The 20,000-nt window shown below is 70.2% G+C and carries 15 protein-coding genes; 5 read left to right on the top strand and 10 right to left on the bottom strand.

What is annotated here, in order from left to right; all coding sequences use genetic code 11:
- Nucleotides 1-6: 6 nt before the first annotated feature.
- From ABZ215_RS33080 to ABZ215_RS33045, 8 genes are all read right to left on the bottom strand, one after another.
- A complete protein-coding gene (locus ABZ215_RS33080) occupies nt 7-708 on the bottom strand; it encodes a maleylpyruvate isomerase family mycothiol-dependent enzyme (protein ID WP_354954166.1) in 702 nt (233 codons plus the stop codon).
- Nucleotides 705-2,393, bottom strand: coding sequence for an AMP-binding protein (locus ABZ215_RS33075; protein WP_354954164.1), 1,689 nt, complete (start codon nt 2,391-2,393; stop codon nt 705-707). The genes ABZ215_RS33080 and ABZ215_RS33075 overlap by 4 nt, the downstream gene beginning before the upstream one ends.
- Complete coding sequence (locus ABZ215_RS33070; RefSeq protein WP_354954162.1) at nt 2,374-4,455, bottom strand: acetate--CoA ligase family protein; 2,082 nt, start codon at nt 4,453-4,455, stop codon at nt 2,374-2,376. The genes ABZ215_RS33075 and ABZ215_RS33070 overlap by 20 nt, the downstream gene beginning before the upstream one ends.
- Complete coding sequence (locus ABZ215_RS33065; protein WP_354954160.1) at nt 4,452-6,011, bottom strand: FAD-dependent monooxygenase; 1,560 nt, start codon at nt 6,009-6,011, stop codon at nt 4,452-4,454. The genes ABZ215_RS33070 and ABZ215_RS33065 overlap by 4 nt, the downstream gene beginning before the upstream one ends.
- Nucleotides 6,011-6,823, bottom strand: coding sequence for a fumarylacetoacetate hydrolase family protein (locus ABZ215_RS33060; RefSeq protein ID WP_354954158.1), 813 nt, complete (start codon nt 6,821-6,823; stop codon nt 6,011-6,013). The genes ABZ215_RS33065 and ABZ215_RS33060 overlap by 1 nt, the downstream gene beginning before the upstream one ends.
- Nucleotides 6,820-7,905, bottom strand: coding sequence for a cupin domain-containing protein (locus ABZ215_RS33055; protein WP_354954156.1), 1,086 nt, complete (start codon nt 7,903-7,905; stop codon nt 6,820-6,822). Before ABZ215_RS33055 ends, ABZ215_RS33060 begins: the two co-directional genes overlap by 4 nt.
- The gene (locus tag ABZ215_RS33050; RefSeq protein WP_354954154.1) at nt 7,902-9,239 is read right to left on the bottom strand and encodes an aromatic acid/H+ symport family MFS transporter; all 1,338 of its coding nucleotides are present in this window, start codon (nt 9,237-9,239) and stop codon (nt 7,902-7,904) included. The genes ABZ215_RS33055 and ABZ215_RS33050 overlap by 4 nt, the downstream gene beginning before the upstream one ends.
- 106 nt (nt 9,240-9,345) lie before the next feature.
- On the bottom strand, nt 9,346-10,170 hold the full coding sequence (locus ABZ215_RS33045; RefSeq protein ID WP_354954152.1) for a PaaX family transcriptional regulator C-terminal domain-containing protein: 825 nt from the start codon (nt 10,168-10,170) through the stop codon (nt 9,346-9,348).
- Between the two features lie 179 nt (nt 10,171-10,349).
- Between ABZ215_RS33045 and ABZ215_RS33040 the strand changes: the two genes are divergently transcribed.
- Nucleotides 10,350-11,795, top strand: coding sequence for an aldehyde dehydrogenase family protein (locus ABZ215_RS33040; RefSeq protein WP_354954150.1), 1,446 nt, complete (start codon nt 10,350-10,352; stop codon nt 11,793-11,795).
- A gap of 19 nt (nt 11,796-11,814) precedes the next feature.
- Here the strand turns inward: ABZ215_RS33040 and ABZ215_RS33035 are convergent, their stop codons facing one another.
- A complete protein-coding gene (locus tag ABZ215_RS33035) occupies nt 11,815-12,990 on the bottom strand; it encodes an acyl-CoA dehydrogenase family protein (protein ID WP_354954148.1) in 1,176 nt (391 codons plus the stop codon).
- A 71-nt stretch (nt 12,991-13,061) separates the two neighbouring features.
- On the opposite strand from ABZ215_RS33035, the gene ABZ215_RS33030 reads away from it, so the two are divergent.
- Nucleotides 13,062-13,958: a LysR substrate-binding domain-containing protein gene (locus ABZ215_RS33030; RefSeq protein ID WP_354954146.1), complete on the top strand. Its 897-nt coding sequence runs from the start codon at nt 13,062-13,064 to the stop codon at nt 13,956-13,958.
- Between the two features lie 2 nt (nt 13,959-13,960).
- Here ABZ215_RS33030 and ABZ215_RS33025 read toward each other — a convergent pair whose 3' ends face one another.
- On the bottom strand, nt 13,961-15,652 hold the full coding sequence (locus ABZ215_RS33025; protein WP_354954144.1) for a helix-turn-helix domain-containing protein: 1,692 nt from the start codon (nt 15,650-15,652) through the stop codon (nt 13,961-13,963).
- 218 nt (nt 15,653-15,870) lie between these two features.
- Here ABZ215_RS33025 and ABZ215_RS33020 point away from each other — a divergent pair, with 218 nt between their 5' ends.
- Genes ABZ215_RS33020 through ABZ215_RS33010 form a run of 3 tightly spaced genes read left to right on the top strand, consistent with a single transcriptional unit; the run spans nt 15,871 to nt 19,927 of the window.
- Nucleotides 15,871-17,487 (top strand): NAD(P)/FAD-dependent oxidoreductase, encoded by a 1,617-nt coding sequence (locus tag ABZ215_RS33020; protein ID WP_354954142.1) that lies wholly within the window; start codon nt 15,871-15,873, stop codon nt 17,485-17,487.
- Nucleotides 17,484-18,854: an NAD-dependent succinate-semialdehyde dehydrogenase gene (locus tag ABZ215_RS33015; RefSeq protein ID WP_354954140.1), complete on the top strand. Its 1,371-nt coding sequence runs from the start codon at nt 17,484-17,486 to the stop codon at nt 18,852-18,854. Before ABZ215_RS33020 ends, ABZ215_RS33015 begins: the two co-directional genes overlap by 4 nt.
- 26 nt (nt 18,855-18,880) lie before the next feature.
- Entirely contained in the window at nt 18,881-19,927 is a 1,047-nt protein-coding gene (locus ABZ215_RS33010) for a 2,3-butanediol dehydrogenase (RefSeq protein WP_354954138.1), read from the top strand.
- Nucleotides 19,928-20,000: the final 73 nt, after the last annotated feature.

Raw genomic sequence — 20,000 nt, 5'->3', positions numbered from 1 at the left:
TGCAAGTCACAGCCAGACGGGCAGCGCGGGCAGGTCCTCGCGCTGCAACCGTCCGGTCAGCCAGCCGGCCAGGTCGGCGGCCGACGCCTCGATCGTGTGGTCTGCCGGTGCCGTGCCGAGTTGCCATGTGCCCGGCCGGTCGGACGGGACGAGGCGAGCCGACGGGCAACCGTCTTTCCTGGACAGTGCGGTGGTGACGTCGTCCAGGAGCAGGTCGACCACGCCGTTCGGGAGGTCGGCCATGGTCGCGCCAGCGTCGAGGTCGACAGCGTGCAGCCATACCTCGCGAATGCGCATCCACGGGATCTCAGCGGCCGGGATGGCCCGCCCGAGCGCACTGCGCACCTGCGCCTGCCACTGCTGCGCCGTCAGCGCGTCCAGCACCGAATCGAGGGCCTCGGCGGTGGCGAGCAGCTCGGCGCGCAGCGTGACCGGACGCTGGGCGGCGGACTCCTCGATCTCGGCCGCCCGCTGCGCCGGATTGGCATACATGGGGGTTTCGACGCCAGTACGCGCCCAGGTGGCGAGCCGCGCGAGGGCTTCGGCATTACGTGCGACGTGCCCGAGCACGTGCGCCCGGGTCCACCTGGGCAGCAGGCTGGGCGCGGTGAGCACGGCGTCGTCCAGCTTGTCCGCGCACGTCAGCAGATGCGCGGTGCCCTCGCGCATCCACACCAGGGTCGCTGCGGTGTCGTGCCGTCCGGTCATGCTGTCACGCCTGGGGAGAGCCGATCGGCGATGTCGGCGCGCAGCGCCTTCTTGTCGATCTTGCCCACCTTGGTGGATTTCAGCTCGTCGACCAGCACCAGGTGCTCGGGCAGCTTGAACTTCGCGACCCCGAGCCGCTCCATGGACTCGCGGATCTCCTCCAGCGTGACGGTGACGCCGGGCTTGGGCACGACGTAGAGGCACACCCGCTCCCCGAGCACCGGGTCCGGCATCGCGACGGCGGCGACCTGGCGCACCGACGGGAGCTGGTAGACGAGGTTTTCCACCTCCTCGGCGGAAATCTTTTCTCCGCCGCGGTTGATCATGTCCTTGTCGCGGCCCTCGACGATCAGGTTGCCCTCTGGTGTCATCCGGCAAATGTCACCGGAGCGGTACCAGCCGTCGGCGGTGAAGGCGCGGGTGTTCTGTTCGGCGGCCTTGTAGTAGCCGCGAGGGGTGTAGGGGCCGCGGGTGAGCAGCGAGCCGGGCTCGCCGGCCGGAACATCGATGTCGAAAGCGTCGACCAGCCGCACCTCGTCGGCGGGTGAGACCGGGCGGCCCTGCGTGGTGCAGATGATTTCCTCGTCATCGTCGAGCCGGGTGACGTTGAGCAGTCCCTCGGCCATGCCGAACACCTGCTGCAGCGTCGTGCCCAGCGTGGGCTTGATTCGGCGGGCGAGGTTGTCGGCCAGCCGTGCCCCGCCGACCTGCAGTACCCGCAGGCTCGTCAGCTCACCGGCGCCGTGCTCGGCGGCGTGCTCGAGCCAGCGCGCCGCGACTGCGGGGACGACCGCGGTGTGGGTGACGCCCTCTGCCGCGATCGTGGCGAAGGCTCGCACAGGTTCCGGCGAGGGCAGCATGACGACCCGTCCGCCCGCGAGCAGCGTGCCGAGGATGCCCGGGCAGGCCAGCGGGAAGTTGTGCCCGGCGGGCAAGCTGACCAGGTAGACCGCGTCCGGGCCGAGCGCGGCGTACTCGGCTGAGATGCGGGCGTTGTAGGCATAGTCGTCGTGGGTGCGGGCGATCAGCTTGGGCAGCCCGGTGGTGCCGCCGGAGAGCAGGAACACCGCCACATCCCGGCTGTCCGGTTCGGCCCCGGTGAGGCGGGCCCGGTCGGCTTCCGGATTCGTGCTCGGGCCGCAGAGGGCGCGCAGGTCCACGCTGCCAGGGGCGAGGTTTTCCCCCGCGACGAGCACGTGCCACGCCTCGCCGGTCACTTCCCGCACCGCCGGGCCCAGCTCGTGGGCCAGAACCTGGTGGTCGAAGTCGCGCAGCACGTCGGGTACGGCGATCGCGGTGGCCTCGGCGTGGCGGGCGAGGTAGGTCAGCTCGGTGCGGCGGTGCGCGGTGAGCGCCATCACCGGCACGATCCCGGCGCGCAGGCAGGCCAGGGTGAGCACCACGAACTCCCACCCGTTGCCCAGCTGCATGATCAGCCGGTGGCCGCGGGCGAGCCCCAGGTCGAGCAGGCGCACCGCGGCCGCGTCCGCCCGCTCGCTCAGCTCGGCGTGGCTCAGGCGAGTGCCGTCCGCGGCATCCATGAGAGCGGGCGCATCCGGGGTGTGCTCCGCGACCTCCCGCAGCAGGTCGCCGAGCGGGACCCCCGCCCAGTAACCGGCCGCGACGAAGCGCTCGACCTCGGTGTCGGGCCAGGGGACGGTGTGGTCACTGATCGGGCTGGGCATCGTCGGCCTCCCTGGGGATGATCACGGCGTCCAGCGCGACGAGGCCGTCGCGGGTCAGCCGCAGCGGATTGATCTCGATCTCGTCGAGCGCGGGGTTGGCGACGAGCAGTTGCCCGAGAGCGCTCGCCACCGCGCCCAGTTCCTTGGCGTCGAGCACGGGACCGCCGCGCCACCCGTCCAAGAGCGCGCGGCCGGCCAGGTCGTCCGGCATCTCCGCGGCCTCGGCGGCGCTGAGCGGCGCGAGCCGGATCGCGACGTCGGCGAGCGCTTCGGAGGTGGTGCCGCCCAGTCCGAACAGGACGATCGGCCCGAATACCGGGTCGCGTCGGACGCCGAGCACCAGGTCCACCCCGGAGGGCGCCATCGCTTCCACCAGGTATTGCCGCGCACCGGCGGCGTCGAGCACGTCCAGTGCTGTGTCCAGCTCCTCGGGGGTGCGCACATTGAGATGCACGCCGCCGATCTCGGTCTTGTGCAGCACGGTGGCGTCGAGGATCTTCACCGCGACCGGGCCGCCGAGTTCGGCGAGCGCGGCGTGGGCGATCGCCCGGGCGGCGCACACCCGGCGAGGGGTGGTCGCGATGCCGAGGCGGCCGAGCAGCTCCTTGGCCTCGTGCTCGTCGTGGGCACCACTGATCCCTGCCGGAACGGGCACCGGCACGGTGATTTCACCGTCCCGGGACCGCGCCCGCGCGTCGGCGAGCAGCGCGCCCGTCGCCGCAGCGACACCACGCGCGTCCGCCGCGACGGCGATCCCGGCTTCCAGCAGTGCCCGGCGTTCCGCTGTGACCTCTTCGCCGCTGCCACCGACTCCGAACACGACCGGCACGTCCGGGGTGAGCCCCTGGCGCGCCGCGTGGGCGAGATCGACGGCGTCGGGCTCATGCAGCGCGTACCCGGCGATCACGTCGACACCGGGGTCGGCCGCGACGGTGGCGAGGATGCCGCCCAGCTCAGGCCCCGGCCTGCCGGTGTCGACCGGGTTGCGCTGGAACGTCAACGGCGGCAGCAACTCCGCTAGCCTGCGCTGGGTCTCCTCTCCCAGCTCCGGCACGCGGGCACGGCGCCCGCGCAGGTCGTCGAGCAGCAGCAGGCCGGGGCCGGCCTGCGCGGTGACCACGCCGACGCCAGGATCGTCCGCGGGCCGGGCGCGCGTGACCGCGAGGGCACCAACCGCGTCGACCAGCTCACGCTCGTCGGCCACCAGCACCGCCCCCGCCTGCGCCAGCGCCGCGCGGGTAGTGCGCCAGGAGGTTGCCAGCGCGCCGGTGTGGGAGGCGGCGAAAGCGCCGACATCGTGCTGCCCCACCACGAGCGCCACGACCGGACGCGTGCGGGCCAGGCGCCGCACCGACTCCACCAGCCGGGGACCGTCGGCGACCGACTCGACGTGCAGCGCGACCGCGCCGGTGTGCGGATCCCCGGCCAGGTAGTCCAGGATGTCCGGTGCGGTGACATCGACCCCGTTGCCCAGTCCCACGGCGAGGCTGATGCCGTGGCCAGCCTCGGTCAGCAGGAACGACACCGCGTGGTTGACACCGCCGCTGGCCGCCACCACCGCGACCCGGCCCGGGAGAATCCCCGCCACGCCCGGCACGAAGCTGGCCGTGACCCCCGCGTGCGGCGCCAGGAACCCGCTCGTGTTCGGGCCCAGCACGCGGATCCCGGTCTCCCTCACCACCTGCGCCACGGCCTCCTGGTGCTCGACGCCCGCGCCGCCGGTTTCGGCGAACCCGCCACCGCAGATCACCGCGGCACGCACCCCAGCCTGCGTGGCCTCGGCCAGTACACCGGGACACGCGGCAGCCGGGACGCAGATCATCGCCAGGTCAACCGGGCCCGCCCCGGTCGCGGCGCTGAGTGACGGGTGCATCGTCTCGTCGCGGCCGTTGACCAGTGCCAGGTGCCCGCCGCCGTCGGCGAACGAAGCCAGTGAACGCGCCATCGTCGCGCCCAGCTTGCCCGGGGTCCTCGACGCACCGACCACGGCGATGCCGCGGGGAGTGAACATCGGGGTCAGTGCGGAAGCGGTCCGCTCCCCTGCCGGGAGGGTGGTGGTCACGCGACACCTCCGACCAGGTCGGCGCGGCCGGACAGGACGGCGGTCACGGTCTGGTCCCGGTCCATGCCGGGATCGACCAGCAGGGCTGGAATCCCTTCGGCCATCCGGGCGCGCTCGCACACCAGGGTGCGGGTGAGCGGTGTTCCGCCGTACACGGCGACGAGCACCGGCGAACCCGAGGTCGCGGCCAGCTTTTCGTACACCGCGGGCAGGTCGTCTTCGGACTTCGGCGCCGCGATGGCCGCGCCCCACGGGCCGTCCCCCTGCTGCAGCGGCAGCTCGGTGGAGCCCAGAACGCGAGCCGGGGTTCCGTCCGCGGCGACAGCGACCTCGACCAGCCGCCCCGGGGTGGACCAGCCGCCCGCGGTGAAGGGCGTCTGCAGGGGCTCGGCACCGTGCTCGCGCACCCAGGCCCGATGGGTATCCGCGACGAAGTCGGGCGCGCGCCGGGCCAGCCGGGCGTCGGTGATGCTGCGGGACAGGAAGTGGTAGGCGAACTGCCACGGCTGGAAGGTGTCGTAGTACTGGCCGAAGTGCTCCCACCAAGCCAGGCTCGGCCGGGCCGAGTCCTGGATCTTGCGCACCGACGGCTGCGCGGCCTCCTCGTAGGCGGCCAGTGCCGCGGCGAGGTCATTCCGGTGTTCGGTGAGCGCGCGGGACAGCGCGATCGCGTCCTCCATCGCCATTTTCGTGCCCGACCCCACCGAGAAGTGCGCGGTGTGCACGGCGTCGCCGAGCAGCACCACCGGGCGCGGCTTCAGGGTGTGCCACCGCTTCGTGCGGCGGGTGCGGAAGTTGCCCCAGCGCGAGTTGTTGGTGAGCAGCCGGTTGCCCTCGATCTGGTCCGCGAAGAGCTTTTCCAGGTAGTCCTTGGACTTCAGGTCGCTCACGCCGGGTGGCTGGGACGTGTCGAACTCGTCCAGCCCGGCGCGGCGCCAGGTCGCCTCGTCGGTCTCCACGATGAACGTCGACACGTCCTGCGAGATCGGGTACCCGTGCACGGCGAAGACCCCGTCCGGGCCGCGTTCGTGCACGAAGGTCAGCCCGTCGAAGAGGTAGTCGGTGCCGAACCAGATGAACTTCGCCGTCGCGGTCTCCACCCGCGCGCCGAGATCGGTGTCGAGCTGCTCGCGAATCTTCGACCCGGTTCCGTCGGCCGCGACCACGAGGTCGTAGCCGACCAGGTCGTCGAGTATGACCTCGGTGGAGAACCGCAGCTCCGCACCGGCGTCCCGGGCCCGCGCCTGCATCAGCGCGAGAAGCGTCTTGCGGACGATGGCGGCCATCCCGTTGCCACCGCAGCGGATCCGCTCGCCCTTGAGGCGCACCTCGATCTCGTCCCAGTGCCGGCCGTGCTCGGTCAGTGCCTCGCGCAGCACCGGGTCCGCCTCGTGGATTCCGGCCAGGGTGCGGTCGGAGAACACCACGCCGAACCCGAACGTGTCGTCGGCCCGGTTGCGTTCGAAGACGGTGACCTCGATGGTCGGGTCGGCCCGCCGGATCAGTGTGGCGAAGAACAGCCCGCCGGGACCGCCTCCGGCGACGGCGACGCGCATCAGAACTCCTTGATCATCGTGTTGTGCAGCTCACCGACGCCCTCGACGCGCGTGACCATCTTCGAACCTTCGGCGAGGTAGCGCGGAGGCTTGCGGGCGTGGCCCACGCCGCCGGGGGTGCCGGTGGCGATGAGGTCGCCGGGGACCAGCGTGACGATCTGCGAGATGTAGGCGACCAGGGCCGCCGCGTCGAACACCAGGTCCCCGGTGTCGGCCTTCTGGACCACATCACCGTCGACGGTGCAGCTGATCTCACCGGGCCGGGCGTCGGTCACCAGCCACGGTCCGACCGGGGTGCTGCGTTCGAACGTCTTGCCCTGCAGCCACTCCACCGACCGGTACTGGAAGTCGCGGGCGGTCACGTCGTTGACGACGGTGTATCCGGCGATCGCGGCGGCGGCCTGTTCCGGGCTCGCGTGCCGGACTTCGGCGCCGATCACCACGCCGAGCTCGGCCTCCCAGTCCATTTGCTCGGAGCCTGCGGGAAGCACCACCGGGTCGTTCGCGCCTACCAGGGCGCGGGCGAACTTCGCGAACAGCGCGGGGTAGGCCGGCAGCTCGCGCCCCATTTCCAGGATGTGGGTGCGGTAGTTCAGCCCGACACAGAGAATCTTCTCCGGACGTGGAACCACCGGGGCGTAGTCCAGCCCATCCAGGTCGTGGCGGGGACCGTCCGCCTTCGCCGCGAGTGCCTTCCAGTCCGGCCGGGTCAGGAACGCGCCCACGTCGGGCGCGCCGAGCTCCACAGCCGCGTCGGCGTCGACCCGCACGGCGGCGGTGCCGGTATTGGTGCGAATGGTCGCGAGCTTCACGCGCGGACATCCTCTCGGGCGGTGCGGTTGAGGCGCAGCGCCTCGAACACGGGTTCGTCGGAGAAGCGGAAGGCGTCCAGCCCGGCCTCGCTGTCGAAGGACAGCGGCGCCCAGGACGGCACGGCGAACAGGTCGCCCTTGCCCACCTCGTAGCGCTTCTCGCCGACCGTCACGACGCCGGCGCCCTCGAACACCTGCCAGACGGCCGAACCCGCGGTGCGCACCGCGGCGGTCCGGGTACCCGCGCGCAACCGGTGCATTTCGCAGCGGATCGTGGACAAGCAGTCTCCCGCCGTCGCGGGGTTGGTGAAGCGGACGACGGCATGCCCGCGTTCGACGACGCCGGGGTAGCCCTCGTCCTCCAGCTCAAGCTGTGCGCGCAGCGCCGCGTCGGTGTGCTCCCAGCGGTAGGCCATCAGCGGGGACGCCTTCGGCGCGGGTGCGCCGACCGGGGTCAGGCCGGGGTGGCCCCACAGCCGCTCGTTGCGCGATGCCCGCGGGGTCTCCTTCGTGGACAGTTCGTCGGGTCCGAACTCGAAGAAGCCGGCGTCGAGGTAGCGCACGAGCGGGATGTCCAGCCCATCGATCCACGCCATCGGCTTGTCCGTGGTGTTGTGGTGCTCGTGGAAGTGCATGCCCGGGGTCAGCAGCAGGTCACCGCGTCGCATCGCGACCGGATCACCCTCCACGTTGGTCCAGACACCCTCGCCATCGACCACGAAACGGAACGCCGTCTGCACGTGGCGGTGCGCCGGAGCCTCCTCACGCGGACCGAGGTACTGGATCGCCGCCCACAGCGTCGGAGTGGCATACGGGGTGCCGGGCAGCCCCGGGTTGGTCAAGGCGATCGCGCGGCGCTCTCCGCCACGCCCGACCGGAACGAGTTCGCCCGCCCGTTCAGCCAGCGGCAGCAGTGTCGACCAGCGCCACAACGCAGGCACCGCGTCCGGCCGTGGGGTGGTCGGCATCAGGCCGCCGATCTGCGTCCACAGCGGCGTCATGCTCGCCGCGTCGAAGGCGGCGTAGAGCTCGTCGAGCTGCGCCTGCTCCTCCGGCGTGATCTCGGGAACGGTCGAAGTCATGTCGTCGATTCCTCCTTCGTCAGGTCGAGGTCGTCCGCGGCGGCGGCGCTGTGGCGCACCGCGCGCGGAACGAGGCCGATCAGCAGCGCGCCCACCAGAGCGGGCACCGCGAAGCCGTAGAAGTTCCACTGGAAGCCGATGCCCGAGGCCAGCACCCAGCCACCGAACAGCGGGCCCACGATCGCCCCGGCGCGGCCCACACCCAGCGCCCAGCCCAGCGCGGTCGCCCGCACCGAGGCCGGGTAGTGCACCGCGACGAAGCCGTTGACCAGGATCTGGGTACCGACACTGCCCAGCCCGGCGATCGCCACCGCCACGAACAGCACGGCGGTGTCCACGCGCTGGCTGAGCACCACCAGGCAGGCGGTGGCGAGCAGGAACGCCGAGACGGTCACGGGTTTCGGGCCGAACCGGTCCGCCAGCAGGGAGGCCAGCACGCCACCGACGATCGCCCCGACGTTCAGCACGAGCAGGAAGGTCAGCGCCGATCCGAGCGGGTAGCCGGCTTGCCGCATCAGCTGCGGCAGCCAGGTGTTGAGCCCGTAGACCAGCAGCAGCCCGCAGAAGCTCGCGGCACCGAACAGCAGGGTCGCGGTGAGGCTGCCCTTGCCGAACAACGCGCGGGGACCGGCGGCTGCTCGCGCCGACCTGGCGGCACTCAGCTCCTCGCGCATCGCGGCGAGGTCCACGCCGTACCGGCGGGCCTGGGTCGCCGCGGCGTCCTCGCGGCCCTTGGCCAGCAGATAGCCCACCGACTCCGGCAGGAACCACCAGGCCAGCGGCAGCACGATCACCAGCGGCGCGGCACCGATCGCCATCAGCGGACGCCACCCATGCTCGGCCGCCAGGGCCAGCGCACACACGGCGGCCAGCACACCGCCGACCGAGTAGCCCACGAACATCAGCGCGTTGTACAACTGCCGACGCCCTCGTGGCGCGTACTCGACGGTGAGTGCGATCGCGCTCGGGATGACCCCGCCGAGGCCGAGACCGGCCAGGAAACGGAACAGGCCGAGCAGTTCCGGATTCGGCGCCAGCGCGCAGGCCACCATCATCGCCGAGAACCAGGTGATGCCGGACAGCATGATCCGGCGGCGCCCGACCACGTCAGTGAGCGCTCCGGCGCTGAGCGCGCCGACCAGCATGCCCACGAGGGCGTAACTGCCGATCGCTCCCGCCTGGGCGGGCCCCAGGCCCCAACCCGGTTCGGCCAGCAGGCTCGGCACCGCCGAGCCGTAAACGATGAGGTCGTAGCCGTCGAAGACGATCGTCAGGAAGCACAGTCCCACGACGACGAGACCGGATCGATGAGGCGTGTCAGTCGACGCTGACATGAGCACCACGCTCCTCGTTGAACCCATGCGACACCGCTTCAGCGGCGCGTGTGCTCAATCTACAACATGATGCCGACGAACGTCTAGAAACTGGCACACATCACGATCAGCCTGCCTGCTCGACGACCACGCCGTCCGCGCCGAGCAGCTCGTCGACGTACGCTTCGGCGGCACCCCGGAGCAGGCCGTGGGCCTCCAGGAACACCTCGTGCGCCTGCCGCCCATGCCAGCCCTCGGGCAGCAGCTCGGGCGGCAGGTCCGGATCGCGAAAGGGGAAGCGGCGGTAGTCGTGGATCAACTGCATGCGCTCGACCAGCGCGTGCCGGCCAGTCAAGTTGCCCGCGCGGTACCGGCTTAGCCGCGGCCGGTACTGGCTCAGCAGCTCGGCGTAATCGCGGTCGAGCTCCGCCAGCTCCCACGCGCGCGTCGCGATGTCCCGGTCCTCCTCCAGCCCCGCCGAACGAGATCGGAAGATGTCCAGGCGCACCGACGACTCGCCGGCGAAGGCCTCGCGCACCAGCTGCGCTCGGTCGTGCGGGCTCACCCAGACCGAGGCGGACAACGGGCCGAACCCGAACCACGCCAGCTTCTTGCGCAACTGCTCACGCACGGCGCGCTCGGACTCCGGCACCGAATACAGCACCATGTGCCACTGACCGTCCCACGGCCCGCGTGCCCGGTCGAAGATGCGATCGCGACCCTCGTCCAGCAACCGCCAAGCGGTTTCGGTGAGCTCGTAGACGGTCTCGCGCCCCTCCTTGCGACTGCTCAGCCACCCCTCTTTGCGCAGCCGCGCCGCCACCACCCGCACCGTCGCCTCCGGCACGTCGAAACACGCCATCAGCGCGACCAAGTGCCGCAGGCGCACCTCCCCGCCGCGATAGCGCAAGTAGTCGCCGAACAGGTCGAACACCAATGACCGAGCCTTCACGAACCACCTCCGGAAACCGTCCGACCAGTGTGCCAGGTCTTCGCCTATCTGGCTCACTCCGTCAGCGACCGACGCGTGTTTGACACGCGTCACCGTCCCCAGCATGATTCAACCTGCCACATTTCCACGACGACCGTCGATGTGGCGAACAATGTCGTTCTGTCTTGGAAGGGATCCCCATGACGACCCAGACCGTCCCGCAGGTCGGGCACCTGATCGGCGGCGAGACGCCGGCGGACAACCTGCGCGATGTTCACGACCCGGGCCGGCTCGACGAGGTCGTGGCCCAGGTGGCGGTCGGCACCGCCGAGGACGTCGACCGCGCGGTCCGCGCCGCGCACGCCGCCTTCCCCGGCTGGCGCGACACCCCCGCCGCCGAGCGCGTGCAGAAACTGCTGGCCGCTGCCGACCTGCTGGCCGGCAGCGGCGAGGAACTCGCCCCGCTGCTGGTGCGCGAGCACGGCGGTGTGCTGTGGGAGGCGCAGACCGACTTCGCCCTCGGCACCGGCGTCCTGCAGCACACCTCCAGCCTCGTCGAGGATTTCCTCCGCCCGGTCGAGTTCGACGACGAGCAGAGTTTCATCAGCGTCGAGAAGGTTCCCCGGGGTGTTGCCGCGGCCATCGTGCCGTGGAACATGCCGGTCGTCCTGACGATGATGAAGCTTGCGCCGGCCCTGGCCACCGGCAACACCCTCGTCCTCAAGCCCTCGCCGTTCGCCCCGGCCGCGCTGACGCTGGCGCTGCAGAAGATCGCGGCGCAGCTCCCGTCCGGCGTGCTCAACGTCGTGCACGGCGAGGGCGATGTCGGCGCTGCGCTGTGCAGCCACCCGCTCGTGCGCAAGGTCGGTTTCACCGGCGGCACGGCGACCGCGCAGAAGGTCATCGAAGCCACCTCGGGCACGATCAAGAACGTCACCCTGGAGCTGGGTGGCAACGACCCGGCGATCGTCCTGGACGACGCCGACATCGACGCGACCCTGGAGCGGATGCTCAAGGGCGTCTACACCCGAACCGGCCAGATCTGCTTCGCGGTCAAGCGGATCTACGTGCCGCGCGGCCTCTACGCGCGGTTCGCCGACGCATTCTGCGACCGGGTCAACGAGTATGCCGTCGGCCATGGCTTGGACCCGCAGGCGAGCTTCGGCCCGCTCAACAACGAGGCGCAGTTCAAGAAGGTCACCGACCTCCTCGACCGCACGCGCAACTCCTCGGCACAGCTGATCCAGCTGGGTCGCAAGCTCGACCCGTCGTCGTGGGACAACGGCTACTACGTGCTGCCGCACGTGGTGCGCGACGTCGAGCACACCGCGCCGGTGTCGTGCGAGGAGCAGTTCGGCCCGATCGTGCCGCTCATCGCCTACGATGACGAGGAGCAGGTCATCGGCTGGGCCAATGACAGCGACTACGGGCTGGGCTCCTCGGTGTGGACCAGCGACCCCGACCGCGGATTGTCCCTGGCCCGGCGCATCGAGGCCGGCAGCACCTTCATCAACACCCACTCGTTCGAGTCGCTCGACCTGCGCATGCCCTTCGGTGGCATCAAGTCCAGCGGCATCGGGCGCGAGTTCGGCACCGCCGGCCTCAACGCCTACGTCGAGGAACACTCGATCCGGCGCCTGAAGTGACCGGCCGCGGCCCGGACGGTCACGACGCCGTCCGGGCCGCCCGCACCAGTCCCCCGCCGATGATCAGGCGCTGGATCTCGCTGGTGCCCTCGTACAGGCGCAACAGCCGGACGTCGCGGTAGATCCGCTCGACCGGCACCTCCCGCATGTACCCGGTGCCGCCATGGATCTGCACCGCCAGGTCGGCCACCCTGCCCACCATTTCCGTGCAGTAGAGCTTCGCCGCGGACGGCGCGATCCGCCGGTCCTCCCCGGTGACGTAGAGCCGCGCGGCTTCCCTGACCAGCGCGCGCCCGGCGAGCACCCCGGTCTGCTGGTCAGCGATCATCGCCTGAACGAGCTGGAAGTCCCCGATCGGCGTGCCGCCCTGTGTCGCCGACGCGGCGTAGGTGACCGACTCGTCGAGCGCGCGCTGCGCCGTTCCCACTGCCAGACCGGCGATGTGGATCCGGCCGCGGGCCAGGGAGGTCATCGCGGCGCGGTAACCGAGGTCCCCGTCGCCACCGACAAGCGCCTCCGGTCCGACCCGGACGCCGTTGAACGTCACGTCCGCGGTACGAGAGCCCTCCTGCCCCATCTTGACGTCCTTCACCCCGACCTCGACGCCGGGCGTCACGCTGGGGACCAGGAACACCGCGATCCCCGGCCCCGACGCGGGCGCGGGCGACAGGCGCGCGAAGACCACGAACAGCCCGGCCTCGGTCGCGTTGGTGATGAACCGCTTGCCGCCATCGATGACCCAGCCATCGCCGTCCGCCTTCGCCGTCGTCCGCAGCCCCGCAGGGTTGGAACCGGCCCCTTCCTCGGTGAGCGCGAACGACGCGACCACTTCGCCCGAGGCGATCCCGGGCAGCCACCGGGCCTGCTGCTCGGGCGTGCCGAACCCGACCAGCACCTGTCCGGCGATCCCGTTGTTCGTCCCGAACATCGAGCGCAGCGACAGCGAGGTGTAACCCAGCTCCATGGCCACCTCGACGTCCTGCACGAGGTCGAGTCCGAGACCGCCCCATTCCTGCGGGATCGCGTACCCGAACAGGCCCATCTCCGCGGCCTGGGCCCGGAGATCGTCCGGAATGGCGTCGGTCGCCATGATCTCGCGTTCGCGGGGCACGACCCGCGTGCGGACGAAGTCGGCGATCTGGGTGCGGACGTCGGCGAACACGTCGTCGGGAACGTCGGGATTTCCGGTGTACATGAGTCCACTATCCAAGCTGAATTGTGAACAGTCCAATACTTAATGGACTCCCCTGTGATACCGTATTCGCAATGGACGTCGCTCAGCTTCGCGCGTTCCTCGCTGTGGCCGAGGAGCTCCACTTCGGACGTGCCGCCGAGCGGCTGCACGTCGCCCAGCCACCCCTGAGCCGCACCATCAAACAGCTCGAACACGATCTCGGCACGCGGCTGTTCGACCGCAACACGCGGTCGGTCCGCCTCACCTCGAGCGGTCAGGCTCTGGTCGGCCCCGCGAAGGAGGCACTGGACGCCCTGCGCCGGGCCGAAGCCGCGGTGCGAGCGGCCGACGACGGTGAAGCGGGGTTCGTGAGAATCGCCTTCGCAGGCCTGTCCACGCACCGTCTCGTCGCCGGGCTCGCCCGCGTCGTGCGCTCGCAGCGCCCCGGCATCCAGCTCGAATTGTCCAGTCAGAACTTCGCCCAGCCTGCGATGAAAAAACTCGTACAAGGCGACACCGACATCGCGCTCGGACGCTGGGACGTCATCCCCGCCGAGGTGTCCGCGCAGGTGGTGATGCCGGACTCGCTCGTGGTGGCGTTGCCCGACACTCACCGCCTGGCCGGAGCCCGCCGCCTGTCCATAGCGCAGCTCGCCGGGGACGGGTTCGTGTCGCTGCCCCCACACGAGGGCGCCGTGCTCCCCGACCGGCTGCGCCGGCTGGCCTACGACAACTCCTTCGTTCCCGACATCGTTCAGGTCGCTCCGGACACCCAGACCGCACTGGCCCTGGTCAGCGCCGAGGTCGGCTGCCACCTCACCCTGGCCTCAGTGGCGCGCAACGCCACCGATCCCACCGTCGTGTTCGTCCCGCTGGACACATCACCGCAGGACGTGGACCTCCGGGCGGCGTGGCGAAGGGACGACGTGAATCCGGCGCTCCATGTCGTCCTCGAGGACATGTTGCGGCTGGGCAGCGCAACCGGCTGAGCTCAGAGCGAGCCCTCGGCACCGTCGAGGCGCAGCTGGCGCAGCCGGCGGTACAACGTGGTCCGGCCGATGCCAAGCAGCTCCGCCGCCTCCGACTTGTTGCCACCCGCGGCGTCCAGCGCCTTGATGATGGCCTCACGCTCGGCCGCCTCGATCAGGGTCAGCGGGCGCCGCGGCGGCGCCTGCCGGAGATGCGGTGGCAGGTGGCGCACCTGGATGACCGAGCCGGGCACGTCGCGCACCAGAGCGGCGACGGTGTCCGCCAGCTCGGCGATGTTGCCCGGCCAGCTCCACTGCATGAATGCCTGCAGCGCCGCGGGCGATACGGTGTGACGCCGGTCCGGGTCGACGCGGTCCAGGATCCGCTTCACCAGACCGGGAATCCGCTCCGGGGTGCGGGCCAGCGGCTGCGTCCGCGCTGCCGGTTCACCGGCCAGCTTCCGCACGGGCGCGGGCACCCGCTCGCCGTCGAGGGTGAGCATGAGCAGGGTTGTCCACCGCCCGCCCGCGACCCCGGCGCGGTGTTGCTCGGCCAGCTCCACCAACCCGGACGCCCCGCCGGACGGGATGTCCTCGGCCCGGCGGAGCAGCACATCCGTTCCGCCCTCGAGGTGTCCGGCGATCGCGGACCAGGACGTCCCAGTGCCCGCCATGACGACCTCCAGGTGCCTCCCACGCCCCCGGTCCGCTCGGAGCTCCCGCGCGAGCGTCGCCCGGCCCGAACCGCGCGGCCCATCGACGACGAGGAGGCCGTCGCCCGAACTCCGAACCGGGGGCGTGGCCGCAGCGACGACAGGCGCGCCGGGATCCCGCTCCGCGAAATGGAGCACGAAGTGGGCCTGCGGCCCGTCGAGGACCCGCCGGGCCGTCACCTCCGTATCCGTGCCGTCGAGCCGGAAGCGTGCCGTGCCACCAGCCGACCAGTCGTGCGCGTTCAGCAGTTCCCAGAGCACCACGTGGGAGTCGACGCTCACGTACGGCAGGCCCGGGGTGTTGGCCAGCAGGGATTCCCGGTCCATGACGACCGTGGGGCGCTGGGAGTTGGTGTAGCGCAGGAACGACATCGCCAGCGCGAGGTCCTGTGGGCGGGACGCTGCCCGCAACCGCTCTTCGATCTGCTGCCCGATCTCGCGGGTGAGCGTGAGCATCAAGGGATTCGCCGACTCCAATGGGCCGCCGAGCGACACCGAGCCCGCGACCGCCCCCGCGGGCGTGTAGACGGGAACCGCCGCGCAGGCCAGTGCGCCGAGCGCGTCGTTGTAGTGCTGCGGCCCTTCGATGAGGACGGCCCGTTTCTCGACCATCGAGGTGCCGAGACCATTGGTACCGATCGACCCCTCCGAGTAGTCGAACCCTTCCGCCGCGTGTACGCGGTCCAGGCGCCGGCGCACGCTGCTGTCACTGGTCCGCCGGGCGACGATCCGTCCAGCGCGGTCGCTCAGGAACAACGTCGTGCCCGTGTCCGCGAGCTGCTCCTGCCAACGGTCGAGCACCGGACGCGCGGCGCGGGACAGCGCCGACTCGGGGTCCACGTCCTGATACCGCCGGCACACCGACGCACTGTCGACGCAGTTGCTGATCGACCGGCGCCAGCTGCGCAGGATCAGGTCCGGGACCACACCGCGGACGCGGGTGTCGCCGAGAAGACCGGCTTCGATCAGCTCCTGGCGGGCTTGCCGCACAACGTCGTGCATCGCACTACCTCCGTCGCACTCCAGAGTGCCTGTTGCGCGCCCGGGATTCCAATACACAATCCGGCGCCGATCATTTCGATTCCGGTATCAGCCCAGTTCAGAGCGGTGTCGGACGCTGTTCCACTTTGGAACACCCACCCCCACACCGGTGACCCCACCATGGGCATCGCAAGTGAAGCACGCCACACGGGCAACGAAGGCCGAAGGAGTCAGCTCCCATGGAAGCACCCGACACCGGGCGGATCCGCCAGCTCGACGCGCTCGTAGTCGGAGCCGGTTTCGGCGGGATCTACATGCTGCACAAGCTGCGCAACGAGCTCGGGCTCGACGCCGAAGCGATCGACAAGGCGCGCGGCGTCGGCGGCACCTGGTACTGGAACAAGTACCCCGGCGCGCTGTCTGACTCCGAAGGCTTCGTCTACCAGTACTCGTTCGACCGGGAGCTGTACGAGCAGACGCCGTGGACGACCAAGTTCGTCCGCCAGCCCGAGATCCTCGCCTATCTCAACGGCGTTGTGGACCGCTACGGTTTGCGTGAGCACATCCGGCTCGAGACCGCGATGACCGAGGCCGAGTTCGACGAGGCGACCGGCACCTGGACCGTTGGCACCGACCGCGGCACCTTCCGCTGCCGCTTTCTGATCACCGGTCTCGGCCTGCTCTCGGCCACCAACGTGCCGGACTTCCCCGGCATGGAGACATTCGAGGGCCGGCTGGTGCACACCGGCGCCTGGCCCGAGGACCTGGACCTGACCGGCAAGCGTGTCGGCGTGATCGGCAACGGATCGACCGGCAACCAGGTCATCACCGCGACCGCGCCGATCGCCGCGCACCTGACCTCGTTCCAGCGCACGCCGCAGTACAGCGTGCCCGCCGGCAACCGGGAGCTGACGCCCGAGGAGATCCAGTCCTACCGCGACAACTTCGAGGCCAACTGGGAGCAGGTGCGCAACTCCAGCGTGGCGATGGGCTTCGAGGAGAGCACCGTCGAGACCTTCAGCGTCTCGGCCGAGGAACGCGAGCGCATCTTCCAGAAGGCATGGGACACCGGCGGCGGGTTCCGCTTCATGTTCGAAACCTTCTGCGACATCGCGACCAACCCCGCCGCCAACGAAGAAGCGGCGAGGTTCATCCGGCGCAAGATCTCCGAGATCGTCAAGGATCCGGAGACCCGGCGCAAGCTGATGCCGGAGGGCCTTTACGCGCGTCGGCCGCTGTGCGACTCCGGCTTCTACGAGACGTTCAACCGGCCGAACGTGTCCCTGGTCAACGTCAAGGAGAATCCGATCAAGGAGATCACCCCGAAGGGAGTGGTCACCGCCGACGGTGTCCTCCACAAGCTGGACGTCCTGATCTGCGCCACCGGGTTTGACGCGGTCGACGGCAACTACATGCGGGTCGACATCCGTGGCCGCGGTGGCGAGAAGCTGAAGGACCACTGGAGCGGCGGACCTACGAGCTACCTCGGCATGGCCACCAGCGGGTTCCCGAACCTGTTCATGATCCTCGGGCCCAACGGCCCCTTCACCAACCTGCCGCCCTCGATCGAGGCCCAGGTCGACTGGATCGGCGACACGGTCCGGCACGTGTCTGACACCGACGCGGGTTGGCTGGACGTCGCCCCCGCCGCCGAGGCCGCGTGGACCGACACCTGTGCCGAGATCGCCAACCAGACCCTGTTCGCGCAGGCCGCATCGTGGATCTTCGGCGCGAACATCCCCGGCAAGAAGCGCACGGTCATGTTCTACCTGGGCGGGCTGAAGAACTACCGCCAACTGCTCGCCACCGAGGCCGCGAAGGGCTACCCGAGCTTCGTGAGGGAGGGCGGCCAGTGACGCGGTACGCGACGGTCGACCCGACGACCGGCAAGCTGGTCCGCGAGTTCGCCGTGATCTCCGACGCCGAGGCCCGGGAAGCCCTGGCGCGTGCGGACAAGGCCTACCGGTCCTGGCGCGAGACGGATCTCGCGGAGCGAGCCGGGATCCTGTCGCGGGTCGCCGGGCTGCACCGGCGGCACGCGAGCGAGCTGGCTGAGCTCATGACGCTGGAGATGGGCAAGCCGATCACACAGGCCAAGGCCGAGGTCGAGCTGTCTGCTTCGATCTACGAGTACTACGCCACGAAGGGACCGGACCTGCTGGCCGACGAGGTGCTCGACATCGCGGGCACGGGGCGGGCACTGGTGCGGACCGCATCGATCGGGCCGTTGCTCGGCATCATGCCGTGGAACTTCCCCTACTACCAGGTGGCGCGATTCGTGGCGCCGAACCTGCTGCTGGGCAACACCATCCTGCTCAAGCACGCCGGCAACTGCCCGCAGGAAGCGCTGCGGATCCACGAGCTGCTGGACGAAGCCGGTGCACCGCCGGGCGTCTACCAGAACGTGTTCGCCTCCACCGGCCAGGTGGCGGACATGATCGCCGATCCGCTGCTGCGGGGTGTGTCACTGACCGGTTCGGAACGCGCAGGCAGCGCGGTCGGGGAACTGGCCGGACGGCACCTCAAGAAGTGCGTGCTGGAGCTGGGCGGATCGGACCCGTTCCTCGTCATGCCCGGCGCCGATCTCGACCGCGCGGTCTCCGCCGCGGTCGCGGGCAGGTTCGGCAACGCCGGGCAAGCCTGCACCTCGTCCAAGCGGATGATCATCGACACCTCGTTGTGGGACGACTTCCTCGAGGCCTTCCTCGCGAAAGCCGCGGAGTGGCGAATCGGGGACCCGCGAAACCCCGGCACTCGTCTCGGGCCGATGTCGTCGGTCCAAGCGCGGGCCGACCTCGCCGGCCAGGTGGACGACGCCGTCGCGAAGGGCGCCACCGTGCACCTCGGCGGGGAGATTCCCGAGGGCGAGGGGGCCTTCTACCCGGCGACCGTTCTTTCCGGAGTCACGAGGGAGATGCGGGCCTACCACGAGGAACTGTTCGGCCCGGTCGCCGTGCTGTACCGGGTGAACTCGGTCGACGAAGCAATCGAGCTGGCCAACGACTCGCCCTACGGTCTCGGTGGCGCGGTGTTCACGTCCGACCCCGACCTCGCCGGCGCGGTCGCGGACCGCCTCGACACCGGGATGGTCGGCATCAACACCACGATCAAGAGTGCGCCGGACATGCCGTTCGGCGGTGTCAAGAACTCCGGCATCGGCCGGGAGCTCGGCCGGTTCGGTCTCGACGAGTTCGCCAACAAGAAGCTCGTCCGCATCCTCTGAAGCGGCGGGCAACACAAGGAGGTGTCATGCGCGCTGCGGTCTACTACGGCAACCATCGGCTCGAGATCGAGGACGTTCCGGAACCCTCGCCGGGCGACGGGCAGGTCAAGGTGCGGGTCAGCCGCAACGGGATCTGCGGCACGGATCTGCATGAGTACTACGACGGCCCGATCTTCGCCTCACCCGATCCGCATCCCCTGACCGGACAGGCCATGCCGGTAGTGCTGGGACACGAGTTCTCCGGGGTGGTCACGGCCGTCGGCAGTGGAGTGACCGACGTGTCCGAGGGCGATCACGTGGTCATCGAGCCTGTCTATCGTTGCGGCGAGTGCCGCCCGTGCAAGTCGGGGCACTACAACCTCTGCAACGTGGTCGGCTTCCACGGCTTGATGGCCGACGGCGGCATGGCCGAGTACACGGTCGTGCCGCGCAACCAGGTCCACAAGCTGCCCCACGGTGTGACACTGGAGCTGGGCGCGTTGGTGGAGCCGATGTCCGTGGCCTACCACGCCGCGCGATTGGGTGAGGTCGGCGAGGGAAGCAGCGCCCTGATATTCGGAGCGGGCCCGATCGGCATCGGGCTGTGGTTCGCGCTGCTCGGGATGGGCCTGACCGAGATCGACGTCGTCGAGCCGTCCGAGACACGACGGAAGTCGATCGAGGCGCTCGGCGCCCGCACCCTCGACCCGAACGCCCAGGACGTGCCCGCCCTGATCGCGGATCGCACGAACGGCAACGGCGTCGATGCCGCCTTCGACGCCGCGGGTGTCACTCCCGCTGTGGAGTCCGCGCTGCAGTGCGTGGGTGAGCACCGCCCGTTGATCAGCGTCGCGATCTACGACAAGCCGTTGCCGACGCCGCTGATCAACCTGGTGCTCCGCGAGCGGCGAATCCAGGGCACGATCTGCTACACGAGCGAGGATTACCGCGCGGTCATCGACCTGATGGCACGCGGCCACTACAACGCCACGGGCTGGGTCGACACGGTGCCGCTGAGCGGCGTGATCGAGCAGGGTTTCGAGGAACTGCGCGCCGGACGCAAGATGAAGCTGCTGGTGGATCCCGCCGCGTGATGCGTGGACTCGGTGTTCGTCGGGCGCCTCGACGACGACGAGGCGCAGGCCGACGCGCTGCGGTTGTTGAAGG

This window comes from Amycolatopsis sp. NPDC006131, assembly GCF_040614175.1.
Taxonomy (GTDB): Bacteria; Actinomycetota; Actinomycetes; order Mycobacteriales; family Pseudonocardiaceae; genus Amycolatopsis_E; species Amycolatopsis_E tucumanensis.
Note: the sequence above shows the minus strand (reverse complement) of the source record. Positions and strands in the feature narration are given on the sequence as shown.